At 35.4% G+C, this 17,876-nt stretch carries 14 protein-coding genes; 2 read left to right on the top strand and 12 right to left on the bottom strand.

The genetic code is table 11. The annotated features are described in order from the left end of the window. Nucleotides 1–20: 20 nt before the first annotated feature. Genes FGF67_RS06400 through FGF67_RS06415 form a run of 4 tightly spaced genes read right to left on the bottom strand, consistent with a single transcriptional unit; the run spans nt 21 to nt 3,894 of the window. Complete coding sequence (locus FGF67_RS06400; protein WP_139695894.1) at nt 21–1,133, bottom strand: Zn-dependent alcohol dehydrogenase; 1,113 nt, start codon at nt 1,131–1,133, stop codon at nt 21–23. A 10-nt stretch (nt 1,134–1,143) separates the two neighbouring features. Continuing rightward, nucleotides 1,144–2,391 carry an NAD(P)/FAD-dependent oxidoreductase gene (locus FGF67_RS06405; RefSeq protein WP_139695896.1) on the bottom strand — a complete coding sequence of 416 codons (1,248 nt, stop codon included), beginning with the start codon at nt 2,389–2,391 and terminating at the stop codon, nt 1,144–1,146. 7 nt (nt 2,392–2,398) lie between these two features. Then, nucleotides 2,399–2,707 carry a 2Fe-2S iron-sulfur cluster-binding protein gene (locus tag FGF67_RS06410; protein ID WP_139695898.1) on the bottom strand — a complete coding sequence of 103 codons (309 nt, stop codon included), beginning with the start codon at nt 2,705–2,707 and terminating at the stop codon, nt 2,399–2,401. A 26-nt stretch (nt 2,708–2,733) separates the two neighbouring features. Then, on the bottom strand, nt 2,734–3,894 hold the full coding sequence (locus tag FGF67_RS06415; protein ID WP_139695901.1) for a cytochrome P450: 1,161 nt from the start codon (nt 3,892–3,894) through the stop codon (nt 2,734–2,736). Nucleotides 3,895–4,021: 127 nt separating this feature from the next. Between FGF67_RS06415 and FGF67_RS06420 the strand changes: the two genes are divergently transcribed. After that, complete coding sequence (locus FGF67_RS06420; RefSeq protein ID WP_139695903.1) at nt 4,022–4,885, top strand: AraC family transcriptional regulator; 864 nt, start codon at nt 4,022–4,024, stop codon at nt 4,883–4,885. 29 nt (nt 4,886–4,914) lie between these two features. On the opposite strand, the gene FGF67_RS06425 is transcribed toward FGF67_RS06420, so the two are convergent. The 4 genes from FGF67_RS06425 to FGF67_RS06440 form a co-directional block, all read right to left on the bottom strand. Next, on the bottom strand, nt 4,915–5,463 hold the full coding sequence (locus FGF67_RS06425) for an HNH endonuclease (RefSeq protein WP_139696106.1): 549 nt from the start codon (nt 5,461–5,463) through the stop codon (nt 4,915–4,917). Nucleotides 5,464–5,649: 186 nt separating this feature from the next. Further along, nucleotides 5,650–7,203, bottom strand: a complete 1,554-nt coding sequence (gene nadB, locus FGF67_RS06430; RefSeq protein WP_139695905.1) for an L-aspartate oxidase — start codon at nt 7,201–7,203, stop codon at nt 5,650–5,652. A 4-nt stretch (nt 7,204–7,207) separates the two neighbouring features. Beyond that, a complete protein-coding gene (gene nadA, locus FGF67_RS06435; RefSeq protein WP_139695908.1) occupies nt 7,208–8,134 on the bottom strand; it encodes a quinolinate synthase NadA in 927 nt (308 codons plus the stop codon). 223 nt (nt 8,135–8,357) lie between these two features. After that, the gene (locus FGF67_RS06440; protein WP_139695910.1) at nt 8,358–10,166 is read right to left on the bottom strand and encodes a hypothetical protein; all 1,809 of its coding nucleotides are present in this window, start codon (nt 10,164–10,166) and stop codon (nt 8,358–8,360) included. A gap of 294 nt (nt 10,167–10,460) precedes the next feature. Between FGF67_RS06440 and FGF67_RS06445 the strand changes: the two genes are divergently transcribed. Beyond that, nucleotides 10,461–13,052, top strand: coding sequence for a phosphoenolpyruvate carboxylase (locus FGF67_RS06445; RefSeq protein ID WP_139695912.1), 2,592 nt, complete (start codon nt 10,461–10,463; stop codon nt 13,050–13,052). Nucleotides 13,053–13,482: 430 nt separating this feature from the next. On the opposite strand, the gene FGF67_RS06450 is transcribed toward FGF67_RS06445, so the two are convergent. The 4 genes from FGF67_RS06450 to FGF67_RS06465 form a co-directional block, all read right to left on the bottom strand. Then, nucleotides 13,483–14,715, bottom strand: a complete 1,233-nt coding sequence (locus tag FGF67_RS06450; protein WP_139695913.1) for an ammonium transporter — start codon at nt 14,713–14,715, stop codon at nt 13,483–13,485. 27 nt (nt 14,716–14,742) lie between these two features. Continuing rightward, entirely contained in the window at nt 14,743–15,081 is a 339-nt protein-coding gene (locus tag FGF67_RS06455) for a P-II family nitrogen regulator (RefSeq protein WP_139695915.1), read from the bottom strand. Nucleotides 15,082–15,301: 220 nt separating this feature from the next. Continuing rightward, nucleotides 15,302–16,567 (bottom strand): ammonium transporter, encoded by a 1,266-nt coding sequence (locus FGF67_RS06460; RefSeq protein WP_139695917.1) that lies wholly within the window; start codon nt 16,565–16,567, stop codon nt 15,302–15,304. Nucleotides 16,568–16,675: 108 nt separating this feature from the next. Then, entirely contained in the window at nt 16,676–17,698 is a 1,023-nt protein-coding gene (locus FGF67_RS06465) for a porin (RefSeq protein ID WP_139695919.1), read from the bottom strand. Nucleotides 17,699–17,876 lie beyond the last annotated feature (178 nt).

The following is a 17,876-nucleotide window of genomic DNA, read 5'->3' on the forward strand; positions in this document are numbered from 1 at the left end:
TTGTTTAATTATTTTTTAATTTAAAAAGTAATGACTCCTTTTGCATTTCTGCCAGCTAACATATCCTCAAAGGCTTGTTGAAGGTTCTCCAACGGGTAGGTTCTAGTAATCATTTCGTCTAGCATTAAATCACCTTTATCATATAAAGAAACTAGTTTTGGAAAATCTATTTGTGGACGACATTTTCCATATAAGGGGTTGATATAAATCTTATCCCATTCAAACAAATTCATGTCAATAGTAATTTTTTCTTCAATACCACTCACCTGAACAGCAATTCCAGCATTTCTTACCATAGCTAAAGGGGCAGCTCCTAAGGCTGGAATAGCGGTACACTCAAAGGCAAAATCGGCACCTCTTCCATCGGTCATTTCCTTTACGTGTTTTGAAGCCTGCATTAAACCAATATCATTTTTATCGGCTAAAATAGTATGTGTGGCACCAAACTGTTTCGCCATTTTTAATCGCTCAGGATTAATATCTATGGCGATAATTTTAGAAGCTCCAGAAATTCTTGCGCCTTGAATCACATTTAAACCAACACCGCCTGTGCCTAAAATAACAGCGGAACTTCCTGCCGTTACTTTTGCCGTATTTACCGCCGAACCATAACCCGTCATCACACCACAGCTAATAATACTTGCTGAAGGCATAGGCATATCACTATCCAACTTTACGCAAGCCGAAGCTTTAACTAGAGCATATTCTGCAAGAGTTCCAATATTAAAAGAACGCTCAATGGGTTTATTGTTCCAAAGGGTACCTTCTAAATGGGCATGCCCTGGCGTGTAGCCATTGCCTCCTGCGGTAACAGGTGAATTGTTTTCACAAATATGCTGATTCCCTTCCTGGCACTGAAAACATTTCATACATGGTGTAGCCCAGTTTAAGATAACTTTATCACCAGATTTATAATCAGTAACTTCTGACCCTACTTGTTCTACTATTCCAGCTCCTTCATGACCCAACACAATAGGTTTTCCCCAATTTAAAGAATCATGATCTGTATGACACAGTCCGGCTGCTTTTATTTTTACTATAACCTCATCTGCTTTGGGTTGAGCAATAGTGACTGTATCTATTATAAATGTACCATCTCCTGTTGCAATGGCTGATTTTGATTGTATTGACATCGTTTGTTTTTTATTCAGCTAAAAAGCTATTAGGTTTGAATGGGATGGATATATCGGATATTTTCGATTTATCCAATTTCTGTCCAGACTTAATAAATTTAGTACCTAAAACATAGGCCTTTGCAAAATTTACGGCATCAACCGCTAATAATTCATCATCTTTGAAATACCATGCTGAAAAACTATTTTCAGCTTCTTCATCTCTAACAACTATGTTATTATAGCCAATTGACAGCCCTACCATTTGAAGTTTTACATCAAACTGGTCTGACCAAAACCAAGGAATAGCATCATAAATAACCGCTTCTCCACAAATGGCTTTAGCAGCGGTTTTTCCTTGATCTACAGCATTTTGAACGGATTCTAATCGAAGACAACAATTATAATGTGGGTTATAATGATAGGTACAATCGCCTATGGCGTAAATATTTTCGTCATTGGTTCTGGCCGTTTCGTCAACTTTGATGCCATTTTCAATAACTAAACCAGCCTCTTGAGCTAATTCAGTATTTACCTGAATACCTACCCCAACTACGATTAGATCAGCTTCAAATTGCGAGCCGTCATCACAGACAACCATATTACAACCGCCATTTGGTTCAATAGAAACAACATTTTTAGTTGTTAGAATTTCAACACCATTGTTTTGATGTAATTGTGTGAAAAACTGAGACATAACTGGAGCTGTAACTCTAGCTAAAATACGAGCTTCACGCTCTAAAACAACCACAGAGGCACCTAATTTTTTAAGCGAAGCAGCTGTTTCTAGACCAATGTAACCACCACCAATAACTACCACGCGTTTTTCTTTAGAGCCCTTAAAGGCCTTTCTAATGTTAATGGCATCTTCAGCGGTTCGCATCGGGAACAGGTTTTTAGCGGTTTCAATGCCTTTAATTGGTGGCATGAAAGGTCTTGCACCTGTGGCAATGATTAATTTATCATAAGATTGAATAGATCCATTGCTTAACAAAATTGATTGCTCTTCCCGATTAAAACGTTCAACCCCAACTCCCAGTTTTAGAGTAATATTATCGGTTGTATAATTCTCTTTTGGAAACAGTAAACTTTGATCTGTTTCGTCTTTACTGGTTAAATAGGCTTTTGATAATGGCGGACGATGATACGGGAATTCTGTATCTATATCATAAAGGATAATTTCGCCTTCCCAACCTTCTCTACGTAGGTTAAAAGCGAAATTTACGCCTGCGTGACTGGCACCAATAACAACACATACCTGACTCTTAGTTGTTGTCATGTCAAATTTAATTTGCAACCGTCAATTCAAGACCATCAAGCGCATCACTTACTTTTAACTGGCAAGACAATCGGCTGTATTCGCTAACGTTGTCATCAAACTCTAACATGTCACTCTCCAGTTCGTCTGGCTCACCTGTGATACCCCACTGTTCTGGGTTCACATGAACGTGACAGGTAGCACAAGAGCAAACACCGCCACAATCGCCATCAATACCCTTAATTTTGTTTTGTACTGCCAACTCCATTACAGTACCACTTGTGCCTTCTACGGTAGTAGCCTTTCCATCGCTAGTTATAAATGTGATTTTCGCCATTTTTATCTTTTTTTAGTGTTTATTTTTTAAAGTTTGTTGAATGTTACATGGAGGCTATCAAAACCTACTTTCCGTTTAAACTCATCAAGGTCTTCTATGTTTTCTTTAGCCTCTAAAATTTTCATAGAACCTACTTTTTCAGTTAGCGTGCTTAATAAAATTTTCATGATTTGACGCGCATGAGTAGCCCCTAAACAGTTGTGAGTCCCGAAACCAAATGCTACGTGCGGATTCACTTTTCGGTCTAAAATCACTTCATTAGCATTTTCAAAAACGCGCTCATCTCTATTGGCTGATGCCCAACACATAGAAATTCTACTTTGCGCTTTTATGGCATGCTCACAAACTTGAGTATCCTCTGTAGCTACACGTCCCATTTGAGTTAAGGGTGAAAAATAACGGATTAATTCTTCAATAGCCGTATTCATTATTTCGGGTTCATCACGTAAGCGTTGTAAAGATTCTGGATGATCCGCAAAATAAGCGATGGAATTAGTAACTGCATTAATTACAGTATCTCTACCACCTGCAAAGGTTAATACTAAAACACCTTTAACTTCTTCTTTTGTCATTTTTTTTCCGTTCACCTCTGAAGCTAGTAATACAGAATATAAATCATCACCCGGATTGGCAATCGCTTTGTCTATTTCGCGGTCTATATAATCATAAAGAATATTGGCTTTATCGGCATCTAAAGCGGTGTCTTCACTTCTAAACACATGGGTACCCCAAGAAATCCAACGTTCTGATTCTTCAAAAGGTATATTTAGTAAAAGGGTAAGTGCTCGTGATTGTAATTTTAAAGAGAACTCTTCAACAACCTCTAAGCTGCCTTTTTCTAAAGCTTCATTCACAACTTGGTTTATTATATCCGTTAATTTAGCTTGATAGTCTGACTCCAGCGGGCGTTTGAACCAAGGATTCAATAAATCTCTATAATCTTTATGTTCTGGCGGATCAACCTCAAAAGGTATTTGCCGTGTTTCTCTAATATGTACTTCAGAAGGCACCACAATACGTCCAACTTCTTCTCCACCAGATTGAAAGGTTTTCCAATTGTGGGCACATTTACGCACGTCTTTATGACCCAAAATCATGGTTACAGGATCGTTTTGATCATTCATTTCACCATACCCTTTTCCTTCTCGCGCCTGCTTAAATGGGTCTGTAAATTTAGATTTTTCCATAATAGCTTTATTTATTTCTTGCAAAAATGTTACATATACTTTTTTCATCACAGACGCATATTGTCAATTTTTTGAACTATATTTCCAAATAATATAATTTTACATTCAAAACAGAACATATACGACCATGAAAGCTATAAATGAACAGGTATTTTATCCATATCAACAGTCTTTTATAGCTACTCAATTTAAACAAGACTACTTTGATTCATCATGGCATTTTCATGTAGAATATGAGCTTACTTATATAAAATCTGGTTACGGTACCCGATTTGTTGGCGCAAGTGCCGAACTCTTTAAGGCTGGAGATTTAGTTTTAATTGGCTCTCAAGTGCCGCACTATTGGCGATGCGATAATGATTTTTATGACAGAAAAGGGCTGGTAGCCGAAAGTCATGTTGTTCAATTTAAAGATGATTTATTCTTTCAAAACGAACTTCCCGAAATGAAACATATTCATTTACTCTTAAAAAAAGCCTCAAGTGGTGTTCAATTTTTAAACAGTGAAAAATATGCAAAACAACTTACATCACTTTCCTCATTAACAGGCATGCCTAGATTGTTATCCTTTTATAAACTTATAGAAGAACTGAGTCATGATTCTTGTCAACGGTTGCTCTCTACCACACAGGTGTCTCAATTTTACCAAGCTAAAGATAGTATAACCTTTCAGAAAATTTTGAACTATATTTTTGATAATCTGCATCATGACATTTCACTATCTGAAATCGCTTCAAAAGTACATATGAGCAAATCTACATTCTGTAAATACTTTAAAAAGCGTACCAAAAAAACGTTTACTGAATACGTAAATAAGTTACGTATTGCTCATGCCTCTAAACTTTTATCAGAATCTGATTTAACAGTGTCACAAATATGTTTTGAATCAGGATTTAACAGCTTAAGTTATTTTAACAGGCAGTTTAAAAAGTATAAAACAATAAACCCAAAAGAATATGCGAGATTACATCGCATCTCATCAAGGGCATAAGTAATGAATAAGGCGCTAGTAAATGGCTTTTAATATTCAGTGACTGACCCCCAGTTTTCGCCAGTTTTTATACGATAGAGCTGCATTTCAGAAATACCAAACTGTCTGGCTATCATTTTTAAACGTGTTCTTCTGTTGGGATCATTAATCTTTCTTTTAATAAGTTTTACTTTGGTTTCCGTTAGTTTAGAATAGGTTCTTTTTCTAGGTGTATTCTTGTATTCTGGATTGCTAAACTGATGCACTTCTTTTTCACGTTTTGTAGCCCACTTTAAATTTGAAACCTTGTTATCAGTCTTATCATAATTGAGATGTACCACATAAACACCATCATTTTGTTCTAAGAAATGTTGAGCCACCAATTTATGAACATACCTGCTTGTTGATTTGCCATTGAGTTTTTGTTTGAGAGGAAGATTTTGATATCCATTAATGAATGATTCTTTTACCAAAAAAGGCTGGTCTCCTTTACAGTTAAGTATTCGTCCGTAGTTTGAAATTTTAAATTTCTCATTCGTCGCTATACCATCATCAAATTGAATGTCTTTCCACTTTTCATTCCAATAATTCCTAATCATAAAATTTGTCTTTTTCATTAATTTGTAAGCCTCCTATAACACAGCAAAATGTAAAAACGAAATTAATAAATTTTGATTTAGAAACGTGTAAGTTTATGACGCACAGACATGTAGTAAAAATATTCAAAAAAACTCTTGATGTTTTAAAACAAATTATTAGGACGGTTTGTGTTTCTTCTGGAAAACTTAATCAAGATTATCTATATTGTAATACCCTCCCTTATTTTCAGTTCTCTGTAGTGATTGTTTAACAATTAAATGCGCTACATTGAGCATATTACGTAATTCGCAAAGCGATGTACTAATCTTTGAGGTTTTATATAAAGCTTCAACCTCTTCATAAATAACATCTAAATGTTTCACCGCCAATTTAAGGCGCTTATGACTTCTAACAATACCCACATAATCCCTCATTATGGCCTGTACTTGTTTCAAGTTATGTTGAACTAGAATATGCTCTTTGGGTATTACTGTACCCTTATCATCCCAGTCTGGTATGATTACATTTGTTGATTGATTTGTACCTTCTAATGCGTATTTGTAAATATTATGAGCATATACCAATGCTTCTAATAATGAGTTTGATGCCAATCTATTAGCACCGTGCAAACCTGTTCTGGTACATTCACCACAAGCAAAGAGGTTTTTTATTGTAGTTTTTCCATTCTTATCTACTTCTATACCGCCACACAAATAATGAGACGCTGGCACTACAGGAATCCAATCGGTCTTTATGTCTATATGATACTCTAAACATTTTTCATAGATATTTGGAAAGTGTTTTATAAAGGCTTCCATATCTAAATGGGTACAATCTAAATAAACATGGGTATCTCCCGTTTTTTTTAACTCTGTATCAATACATTGTGATACAATATCACGGGATGCCAACTCAGCCCGATCGTCATAATCTGGCATAAATCTATGTCCGCTTTTATTTCTCAAATAGGCTCCAAACCCTCGTACAGCTTCAGAGATTAAGAATGCTGATCCTACACTAGAATCATATAAAGCGGTTGGATGGAACTGTACAAATTCCATATCTTTTATTTTAGCCTTCGCTCTATAAGCCATAGCAATACCATCACCTGTTGCCACTTTAGGATTGGTAGTATGACCATAAACACAACCAATGCCCCCTGAAGCCAAAAGTGTACTGTTTGCTCTTATGGTAAAAATTTCTTCTTCTTTTTGATTAAACACATAAGCCCCATAACAAACAAGCTCATTGGGGTTAGCACCTTCAATATGGTGGTTAGTGACTAAATCAATAGCGAAATGATGCGGTAATATGGTAATATTTTGTAATTCATGTGCTTTAGCTAATAAAGCGCGCTCAATTTCATAGCCCGTAATATCTTTATGATGAACTATTCTGTACTCTGAATGCCCCCCTTCCTTTCCTAAATCAAACTTACCAGCATCATTAATATCAAAATTGGCTCCCCAAAGCAATAGTTCTTTCAAACGATCTGGCCCTTCAGAAATCACCATTTTTACAACATCAGTGTCGCAGAGTCCATCTCCAGCCACTAAGGTATCATTAATGTGTTTTCTAAACGAATCTTCTTCTTTATTTAATACAACAGCCACACCTCCTTGGGCATATTTTGTATTAGATTCATCCTCACTGGCTTTAGTAACAATAACCACCTTCTTATCCGAGAATTTTTCGGCCAATTTAACTGCAAACGTGAGACCAGCAACACCAGAACCTATTACTAAATAATCTGTAGTCATTCTATTATTTTGACAACTCTAACATACGCTCTATAGGTAATAGCGCGCGATCAATTATAGCAGGGTCAACTTCAATTTGTGGTGATTCATTTTTTAAACAATCATAAAGTTTTTGCATGGTATTCATTTTCATAAAATGACACTCGCTGCAAGCACAAGTATTGTCTTCTTTTGCGGGTGCTGGCACCAACTCAGTATTTGGCATCTCTAATTGCATTTTATGTAAAATCCCTGCTTCAGTAGCCACAATAAATTTTTGATCCTGATGTTCTTTCACATAATTAATCATTCCTGATGTAGACCCAATATAGGTGGCCGTATTCAAAATATGTGTTTCAGATTCAGGATGTGCTATGATTTTATAATCTGGATACTTTTTATGCAGTGCAATTAATTTATCCATAGAAAACGCTTCATGTACCACACAGCTACCATCCCACAACAACATATCTCTACCAGTTTCATTGATAATATATCGCCCTAAATTCTTATCTGGCGCAAAAATAATAGGCGTATCTTTAGGAACCGACTCTACTATTTTTAAGGCATTTGATGAAGTACAAACAATGTCACTTAATGCTTTAATTTCGGCCGAGCAATTCACATAAGTAATCACCACATGATCTGGGTGTGCTTTGGTAAATGCTTCAAAGGCATCTGGCGGACAAGAATCTGCTAAGGAACACCCTGCATTGACATCAGGCAGTACAACCTTTTTTGATGGATTTAAAATTTTAGCCGTTTCGGCCATAAAATGCACCCCTGCAAACACAATAATATCCGCATCTGTTTCGGCTGCTTTTTGAGAAAGCCCTAAACTATCACCAACATAATCGGCTATATCTTGAATTTCCCCTATCTGATAATAATGCGCTAAAATAACGGCATTTTTCTCCTTTTTAAGACGCTGTATTTCTTTTACTAAATCCATCGCAAGTTTCTGTGAATTATTGCTAAAAAACAGGCAGCACAAATTGTGCCACCAATAAAGTTACAAATATCTTAATTAATACGCTTAAAGGAAGTCCTTTCTTTTAAAAAAAATGCAGGAATTAATTACCCGTAATCTTTTTATAAAATCTTTAAAGTTTTGTTAAGCAAACGTTGAAAAAATCAAAAAAACCAAAAAGCATTCAGCAGTAAATCACAGAAAACTAAGCCTTAACTGAAAGATTTTGAATCTCTAACTGTATCTGATCTAGTAATACTTCACTCTTTTTTAGTTCCTTTTGAACATTTACTTTAATATCTTCAAAACTATCTTTTACATTTTGAAATAAATATTGATAGTACTGAACGCCAGCTTTCATATTACTAGTAAATGTTTTTAAATACTTTTCTTCCTTTTGATTCATGAAAGTTTTAGTCTCTTCCAGTTTATTCTTTAAGTAGTCTGTATATATATGAAGTTCCTTTATAAATAAATTAGGCCGATCTGCTCTTGATACCATATTATCGCGACCATAAATATGATCTGTTATATTTTTAAGACTCATAATTTTTGAATAGTATGCCATATTTGGCCCTGGACATATAGACACCCCTTCGCCTTCAACTTTGGTATCTAAATTATACTTTAATAAGGCAGAAGTTCCTAGACCAACACAGGTACAAGACTTTTCGGTAATAGCATTGAAGGCTTTATTATAAGCTTCAGAAGTCAGGTTTTGTTCATCCAGTTCTTTTAACTTTAAATATTGATACTCGCGTGATGCCGTACAAATGCCTGTTTCTTTAAATTCTTTATTTAAGGCTACAAACTTTTTAGGGCAGGAACTCCCAGGGCGATTTTTATCAATTAATCGTTGTTTCTCAACATCTTTTGTATTTCCTTTTAAATTATTAAAAGGCACACCTAACGGAGAAATACCACTTAAATACAAATCCTTTTCTTTAGCTTCCGCCAACTCCCTCAAGGTCTTATCATCAACGGTTGTTGCTTCAGGAACAAGCAAAAACGGACTACCCCAACCTACAGAATCTAGCGCATAATGTTCTAGTAGAAAATTGTGTTCTTCCTCTGTTCCCACGCCACCCTGAGCGGTTATCTGAAAACTTAAATTTGTTGTTGGCAACGGTCTGTTTTGTTTTTCAAGCTCCTGAACAAGTACTTTATAAATAGCCTCTTGAAGCTCGCAACGCTTATCTTTAAATTCGGCTAAAACAGGCCCTAATAAATACCCATCTGTAGCAAAAGCATGCCCGCCACAATTAAGTCCTGATTCAATTCTATATTCTGACACCCAAAGGCCTTTTTTGGCAAGAAATTTTCCCTGAATTAATGCTGATCTGTAATCACTTACCTTTAAAATGATACGCTTATTAAAGTTACCTTGAGCATCTGGGAAAAAGTCATCAAATTGAGACATGTAACTGTACAATCTAGGATTCATCCCAGCCGATAAAACTACCGATGAATTCAATTTACTCTGTGCAAAACCACGTAGGGCAGCATGAGCATCATTGTACTCTACACTTAATTTTTCGTCTTTATTATAATTGTCCTTATCAACTTTAGTCATGATGTTAACGTCAATAGATCCCATCACTAAATTCTTAGAAGCCCAAGCCTTTATTTCAGAAAAATTAAACCCCCTTGATGTAAGCTTCGTAAATTCTGCTTTTAGCTGAGAATTATTGGGTAACATATTAATATATGCCAACAAATCATCACTGGTTTTAGAAGTTAATTCTTTTAAAGATTCGAATTTTTTTTCAGCTAAATCACTTATTAAATTAAGGTATGAGGTGATTCGCTTTGCTCTAAAATCTTCAATTTTATCGGTAATCTCCTGATAAGGAATCTCAAACTTCTCACTATACATTTTTCTTAATTTCTCTAGTAAAATATCGTCAACAAGAGAAATCACAGAATCCATACCGTACTGTGCCACTTTTAGAGGCGTATCAATAGTAAATCCAATCCCCATTACTGGAATATGAAACGAATGCGCTTTTTTCATAACTGTTTTATTAATCGACAAAGATAGAGCGACATAGAACACAAGAACATGACAAATATCATGCTCTGCATGCCTGGAATATTTATTTTCAGCACAACAAAACGTTTTTTTAAGCTATAAAATTTAATTTCTAAACAAATTCACATTAGAAAAAACCAAGCATCCTAAGCATTTATTTAATTATTCATAAATAGAATTCGCTTATCGGGAAAATTTGATAAAACTTTTAAAAGACTATGTGTTCTGTTAAAGCTTCACTATTTTTATGCTTCAATTTTAATAGATAAGGATACCATGTCAGTAGAGCCGAAATTAATTCGATTTAACCAAAATGTTTTGTCAAAATATCAGATATTCAACAGTATCTTTATGACATTACCTTTTGACGCTGTTACCAAAACGGGCGTATTATTACCATTATTTCATGAAACCTGTAAAAAAGGATTTGAGAAAGGCGACGACCCAACTACTATTGTAGAAACATTTTTTGAAAAATACCAAGCACGACGAAACAAACAAAGTCAAATAAACTTATTGTTTAGGTTTATTCAATATATAGAGCGCCAAGTGGTACTTTTTGATGCCATTGAAGATGCCGCTTTCCCTATTGTAAATAATATGGACGGCATTGGTACGTTAAGGCACTTAAAAGATTCGGCTAAATCTGAAGATAGCATGCAGGAACTTCAAAACTACCTTGAAGAATTTAAGGTAAGAATTGTACTTACAGCCCACCCAACACAATTTTATCCAGGGTCTGTTTTAGGTATTATAACTGAGTTGAAAACAGCCATTGAAGACAATGACCTAACCAAAATCAATAATTTATTTGGTCAATTAGGAAAAACACCATTTTTCAAGCACAAAAAACCTACACCATATGATGAAGCTAAAAGCCTTGTTTGGTATTTAGAAAATGTATTTTACCATACCTTTGGAGAAATATATAATTACATTCAAACCAATATTTATAATGATGGTAAAAAGCACAATGAAATTATAAACATTGGTTTCTGGCCAGGAGGAGACAGAGATGGCAATCCGTTTGTTAAACCTGAAACCACATTAAAAGTAGCCAAGAAACTTAAAAAATCAATTCTAAAAAAATACTACCAAGATCTAAAAGATTTAAGGCGCAAACTCACCTTTAGAGGGGTAGAAGAACGCGTTATTAAACTAGAAACTATTCTTTACAAAAACAGCATTGACCTTGATTACAAGAAAAGAATTAGTGCTAAAGAATTAAGAAAAGAACTACTAAGCATTAGAAATATAGTGGTTGAACAACACCAATCGCTCTATGTCAATGACCTTAACAAGTTAATAAACAGAGTACATTTATTTGATTACCGATTTGCCTCTTTAGACATTAGGCAGGATAGCCGAATTCACCACTCCGTGTTCACCACCTTGGTTGATTACTTAATTAGTAGAGGTAATTCTTGTTTCCCAAGTAATTACCACGACTTAAACGAAGACCAGCAAATTAAAATACTTGCCACTGCCAACGATACTATTGATGATTTGACTGTTTTTGAAGATGAGATGGTTAGAAATACGCTAGAAACCATGAGCGTCATCAAAGAAATTCAAGCCATGAATGGGGAGCGTGGTGCTAACCGCTATATTATAAGCAATAACCAAACGGCATTAAACGTGATGCAGCTATTTGCTATGCTAAAAATGGTTGCTTTCCAAGATGAATTAACGGTTGACATAGGCCCTCTTTTTGAGACCATTCCTGATTTAGAACATGCTCCAGACGTAATGGAACAACTTTACCAAAATCCAGAATACATGGCTCATTTAAGATTAAGAGGTAGCAAACAAACCATTATGTTAGGTTTCTCTGACGGTACCAAAGATGGGGGGTATTTAATGGCCAATTGGGGAATTTACAAAGCCAAAGAACTACTCACTGAAATATCTAGAAAATATGATGTTACCGCGATATTCTTTGACGGTCGTGGCGGACCACCAGCACGTGGCGGCGGAAAAACACATAACTTCTACTCCTCTCTAGGCCCTACTATTGAAGATAAAGAAGTACAATTAACCATTCAAGGACAAACGGTTAGTTCTAATTTTGGAACCCTAGATTCCTCACAGTACAACCTAGAACAACTTATAAGTTCTGGTATTAAAAACCGTATAGACACCGATAAAAATAGACTTTCTGATGAAGACCGTGAGGTAATGACTGATTTGGCCGAAACGAGTTATGAGGCTTATAAAAACTTTAAAGCCCACCCCATGTTTATTCCTTATTTAGAACGTATGAGTACTTTAAAGTACTATGCCAAAACGAATATTGGTAGTAGACCTTCAAAACGAGGCACTTCAGACAAACTCGTGTTTTCAGATTTAAGAGCCATTCCATTTGTAGGATCATGGAGCCAATTAAAACAGAATGTACCAGGTTTCTTTGGTGTAGGAACCGCATTAAAACAATATGAAAATCGTGGTGAATTTGATAAAGTAGAACAACTTTACAAAAACTCTAAATTCTTTAAAACATTATTAGAGAACAGTATGATGTCCTTAACCAAATCATTCTTTGATTTAACAAAGTACATGGCAAAAGACGAAGAGTTTGGTGAGTTCTGGAAAATTATTTTTACCGAATATGAAACCACAAAACGATTACTTTTAAAGCTAACTGGTTATACCGAACTCATGGAAAATGAGCCAACGGGAAAAGCCTCAATTCAAGTAAGAGAATCAATTGTTTTACCATTATTAACCATTCAACAATTTGCACTTAAAAAGGTTCAAGAACTGCAAAAAGCGGGTGTTCCTGATGATGACGAAGAAAAGAAAATCTTTGAAAAGATTGTAACCAGATCGTTATTTGGTAATATTAATGCGAGCAGAAACTCTGCTTAGATTATACATTAACACTCTTAATATTAAAAAGCCCTTCATTCTTGAGGGCTTTTTTGTTTTTAACACCTAAAGATAAAGTAACCACGAAATGGTTAAAATCCATTGCTCATTTCATATTACAATCCTCTGCAATAAATTTATTTTGTTGCTTTAATATGATACTACTTTAGTTCTTTAATAACACATAACTCCCAAAAAATCATTAACCTACGTTTCCATAAAAAAGTCAAACAAAAACTTCAAGTACTGTTGAGAATTCTTAAAATTTGTGCTTTCTAACTAGGTCTCGGAACCGCTCGACTTGAAATAATCATTTAAATTTCAAAAATCAAAAATATAATAAGGTACTAATGAGAAGCAACCGTTGGTTAAAAACAAAAAAATGCCTCGCTTTTGCGAGGCATTTTCAAAAATATATAGTACCTAAAAATTAGTGTTCATTCAAACGAAAGTCAGGGTAAGCATCCATACCATGCTCATGCGCATCTAAACCTTCTAATTCTTCTCTTTCTGACACTCTGATTCCTACGGTTTTCTTTAGAGTAAAAATAATTAAGAATGAAGTTACCAAACAAAACCCTGCGTAACATAACACCCCTATTAATTGTGTTACAAAGCTATGCTCTGGATTAGTTGAAAATATACCAACTGCCAACGTTCCCCAAATACCACATACCAAGTGTACCGCAATGGCTCCAACAGGATCGTCTAAACGAATAGCATCCACACAACTAACAGCAAATACAATTAAAGCACCTGCAATAGCACCAATAATAATAGCACTTTCTGGCGTCATCACGTCGGCACCAGCAGTAATACCTACTAAACCACCTAAAATACCATTTAAAAACATAGTTAAATCTAAGTTTTTATACTTTAAGAACGACACAAAAGCGGCAACAACACCACCTGCTGCAGCTGCCAAGCAAGTAGTAACAAGAGTTAATGAAGTTAATTCTGGATCAGCAGAAAGCACTGAACCTCCATTAAAACCAAACCAGCCTAACCAAAGAATTAAAACACCTGCCGTAGCTAATGGAATACTGTGACCAGGAATAGCTTGTGGCTTACCTTCTTTATCGAATTTTCCAATTCTAGAACCTAAAAGGTAAACAGCTACTAGAGCAGCCCATCCACCAACTGAGTGCACTAATGTAGACCCTGCAAAATCATAGAATCCCATTTGATCTAAAAATCCACCACCCCATTTCCATGAACCGGCAATAGGATAAACAACACCTACGTATATAACCGTAAAAATCATGAATGGTCCTATTTTGATGCGTTCAGCAACCGCACCAGACACTATAGTAGCGGCCGTTGCAGCAAACATACCTTGAAATAAAAAGTCAGTCCACCAAGTATAACCACCATCAGCATATTCCGGGGTCATACCATTTTCTGGCGCCGCAATACCAAAGCCTGCAAAATCAAGAATTCCAGAAGACCCTTCTGCAAAACCTGGGTACATTAAATTAAACCCAGCAATGTAGTACAGTAATAGACCTACCGTAATTATGAATATATTTTTAAATAATATGTTTATTGTGTTCTTTTGTCTTGTTAGTCCAATTTCTAAAAATGCGAAACCTGTATGCATAAAAAATACAAGTGCTGTACAAATCATCATCCATACATTATTCGCTGTAAATAATCCTTCCATTATAATTAAGTTGTATTTATTTTAAATTTATTTTAGTGTATCACCACCTTTTTCTCCTGTTCGTATTCTGTAACACTCGGTAATATCCGATACAAATATTTTACCATCACCAACTTCGCCTGTGGCCGCTGAATTTAAAAGAGCTTGAATAGTTACCTCTTCAAAATCATCATTAACAACGATAGATAAATACCTACGCTGAATATCACTTGTACTATAAGACACGCCTCTGTATACGTGCCCTTCTTTTTCGTTTCCTAAACCAGTAACATCCCAGTAAGAAAAGAAATTTACACCAACCTCATGAAGCGCTTCTTTCACTACACGATATTTGGATTTTCTAATAATTGCTTCAATTTTTTTCATAATGTCTTTCAGTATTAATCGTTAGATTTCAAAAATATAAAAATATTTAACTTTTAGTGCAGCTTCCTATTTAGCATAGAATAAGACAAGTGGTGCCTTAAAAAATTATAACAAAAGGATGCCTAATAAAGTTTAGGCATCCTTTGTAGTTATTACACTATATAAACTAAACATTTAAAGTTACTAACACTTTGAAATCTTTATGTTTTTTTTCGAAAAATTAATCTTCAATTTCTCTTTGTCTCTTACCAGGGTAAGCTAATGCGCCGTGCTCAGAAAGATCTAATCCTTCTATTTCTTCTTTTTCAGTTACTCTTAAACCTAATGTTTTCTTTAGCACATAAAAGAAAATAAACGAAGTTACCAATGCCCATACAGCATATGCCAAAGCTCCAATTAATTGGGTTATAAACTGCGCTGATCCACCACCGTTTAATAGTCCAATACCAGTGTCTCCGTCAACACCCCAAAGACCTATTACAATCGTTCCCCAAAAACCAGCTATTCCATGTACAGAAAATGCTCCAACAGCATCATCAATCTTTAACTTTTGCTCTACAAACTCCATAGAGAACACTACGATAAGACCTGCTATAAAACCAGCTATGATGGCACCACCTTCTGTCATATTTCCACAACCGGCAGTTATACCTACTAAACCAGCCAAAGCTCCATTTAAGGTCATATCTAGATTTGGCTTTTTATATTTGAACCATGATAAGAAAAGAGCACCAACAGCACCGGCAGAAGCAGCAAGGTTAGTTACTAAAACTACCATAGAGGCACCTACAGCATCATCACCACCCCAAGCTAATTGAGAACCACCGTTAAATCCGAACCATCCGAACCATAAGATGAATACCCCTAGGGTAGCTAATAATTTGTTATGACCTGGAATATTAACCGCTTTACCATCCATATACTTACCAAGTCTAGGACCTACTAAAGCAGCACCCACTAGGGCAGCCCATCCACCTACAGCATGTACAATTGAAGAACCAGCAAAATCTATGAAGCCCATTTGAGCCAACCATCCATCGCCATTCCATTGCCATCCACCAGCAATTGGATAGATAACCGCTGTCATAATCAAAGAGAAAATAATATATGTAGTATATTTTGTTCTACCCGCTATAGCTCCAGATACAATAGTTGCAGCTGTAGCACAGAATACCGTTTGGAAAAACAAATCGGCAGGACCTTGATTATACATAAGACCACTCCAACCAATCCATCCGTTGGTATCTCCATACATAAGTGAATACCCAATAAACCAGAACACTAATGATCCTACTGCAATATCAAGTACATTTTTCATAGCAATGTTTACCACGTTTTTTGAACGTGTAAAACCAGACTCAACTAATGTAAATCCTGCTTGCATTAAGAATACTAAGATACCTGAAATAAGCATCCACAACATTCCCATATCGCCTTCAATGGCGGCGGTGTCTTGCATTATAAGTGGCATGTTTAATAATGACATAATAAATAATTTTTAGGGTTAGTTAATTGAAGAAAAGACGAGCCTTCTAAATTGATTAGAGAACTCGTCTTTATTCTCCTTATATTAAATTTTGTATTGCTTCAAAGCTTAGAATGCGTAGATTGCAGCTAAAACAAATGAACCTAAGCTTTTTGATGGCATCTTGTCATTATCCAAGAAAGCATCATCAGAAGTACTATCTAATCTAAGTTCTGGTTTGATAGTTAAGTTTTCAATTTCGAAGCTACCTGTTAAAGTTGCTGCAAAAACACTTGAATCTTCTACTCCAGTTCCAATTGCACCAAAGTCTTTCTCTTCTTGGAAATATTCAGCTCTCAAACCAAGAGTAAAAGTATCAGTTATACCAACTTGAGGATATAAAGCCCCTCCATAGAATCCACCCGCATCATCTTCAAGAGACAAATACGCTGCGTTGATTCCTAAATAAAACGATTCTGTAATATCGAACCCTCCTGTGAAGTCAATTTCAGTAAAAGAAGGGTCTAGTAAAAAGTTTAAGTATTGACCTGCATACCCCAATTGAGCACCAAAAGCGTAATCACCTGTTGGATTGAACTCAGTTAAATCAGTATCATTCATTACACCTACCATTAAACTCAAATCATCAGTTAAAGCGATATCAGCCTTTAAACCAGTATGAGAAAAAGGTCCGTAAGAAAATAAATAAGAAGTACTGTAGTTAAAGTTACCCGTTGGAGAAATAACCTCATACCCTAAGAACGTATTGAAATTACCCATGGTTAAAGTGATTGACTCACTAACATTCCAGTAAGCGTATAATTGGTTTACAATATTACCAGTAGCTGAATACATTGGAGAAGCAAAAATCGCATCTGTACCTCTTGGTCCAAATACAAGATCAGCCACAAAACCAACTTTCTCACCTTCGTAACTAGCAATAACATTTGCCATACCTAATGCAAAACCTGGCAGGTTAGCAAAAGAAGATCCCGGAGCAGTCCAGTTTTCTGCATCATTTGGACCATTAAAGTTAGTTCTATAATAAGCATCAATAGAACCGCTGATTGTGAATTTCTTTTCTGACGCTTCTTCCTGTGCAAATAAAGCCGTTGCTACAAAAAGCATTGAAAGTGTAAGTAATTTTTTCATAATTGTTTTCTTTTAGTTAATTATTAAATAGATCGTGTAATTTGTTTTAGTTTTTGGTTGTTTTAAATGATCTATTTTTCCTTAAGAACGAGCCAAACTTATGTTAAAAAGTTTTAACCCCCATAAAAAATAGGGGTAATTGTTTAACTTTTATCATTTTTCCAATTTTACCCCTATT

Origin of the sequence: Allotamlana fucoidanivorans (genome assembly GCF_006265225.1) — a bacterium.
In the GTDB taxonomy this organism is placed as follows: domain Bacteria; phylum Bacteroidota; class Bacteroidia; order Flavobacteriales; family Flavobacteriaceae; genus Allotamlana; species Allotamlana fucoidanivorans.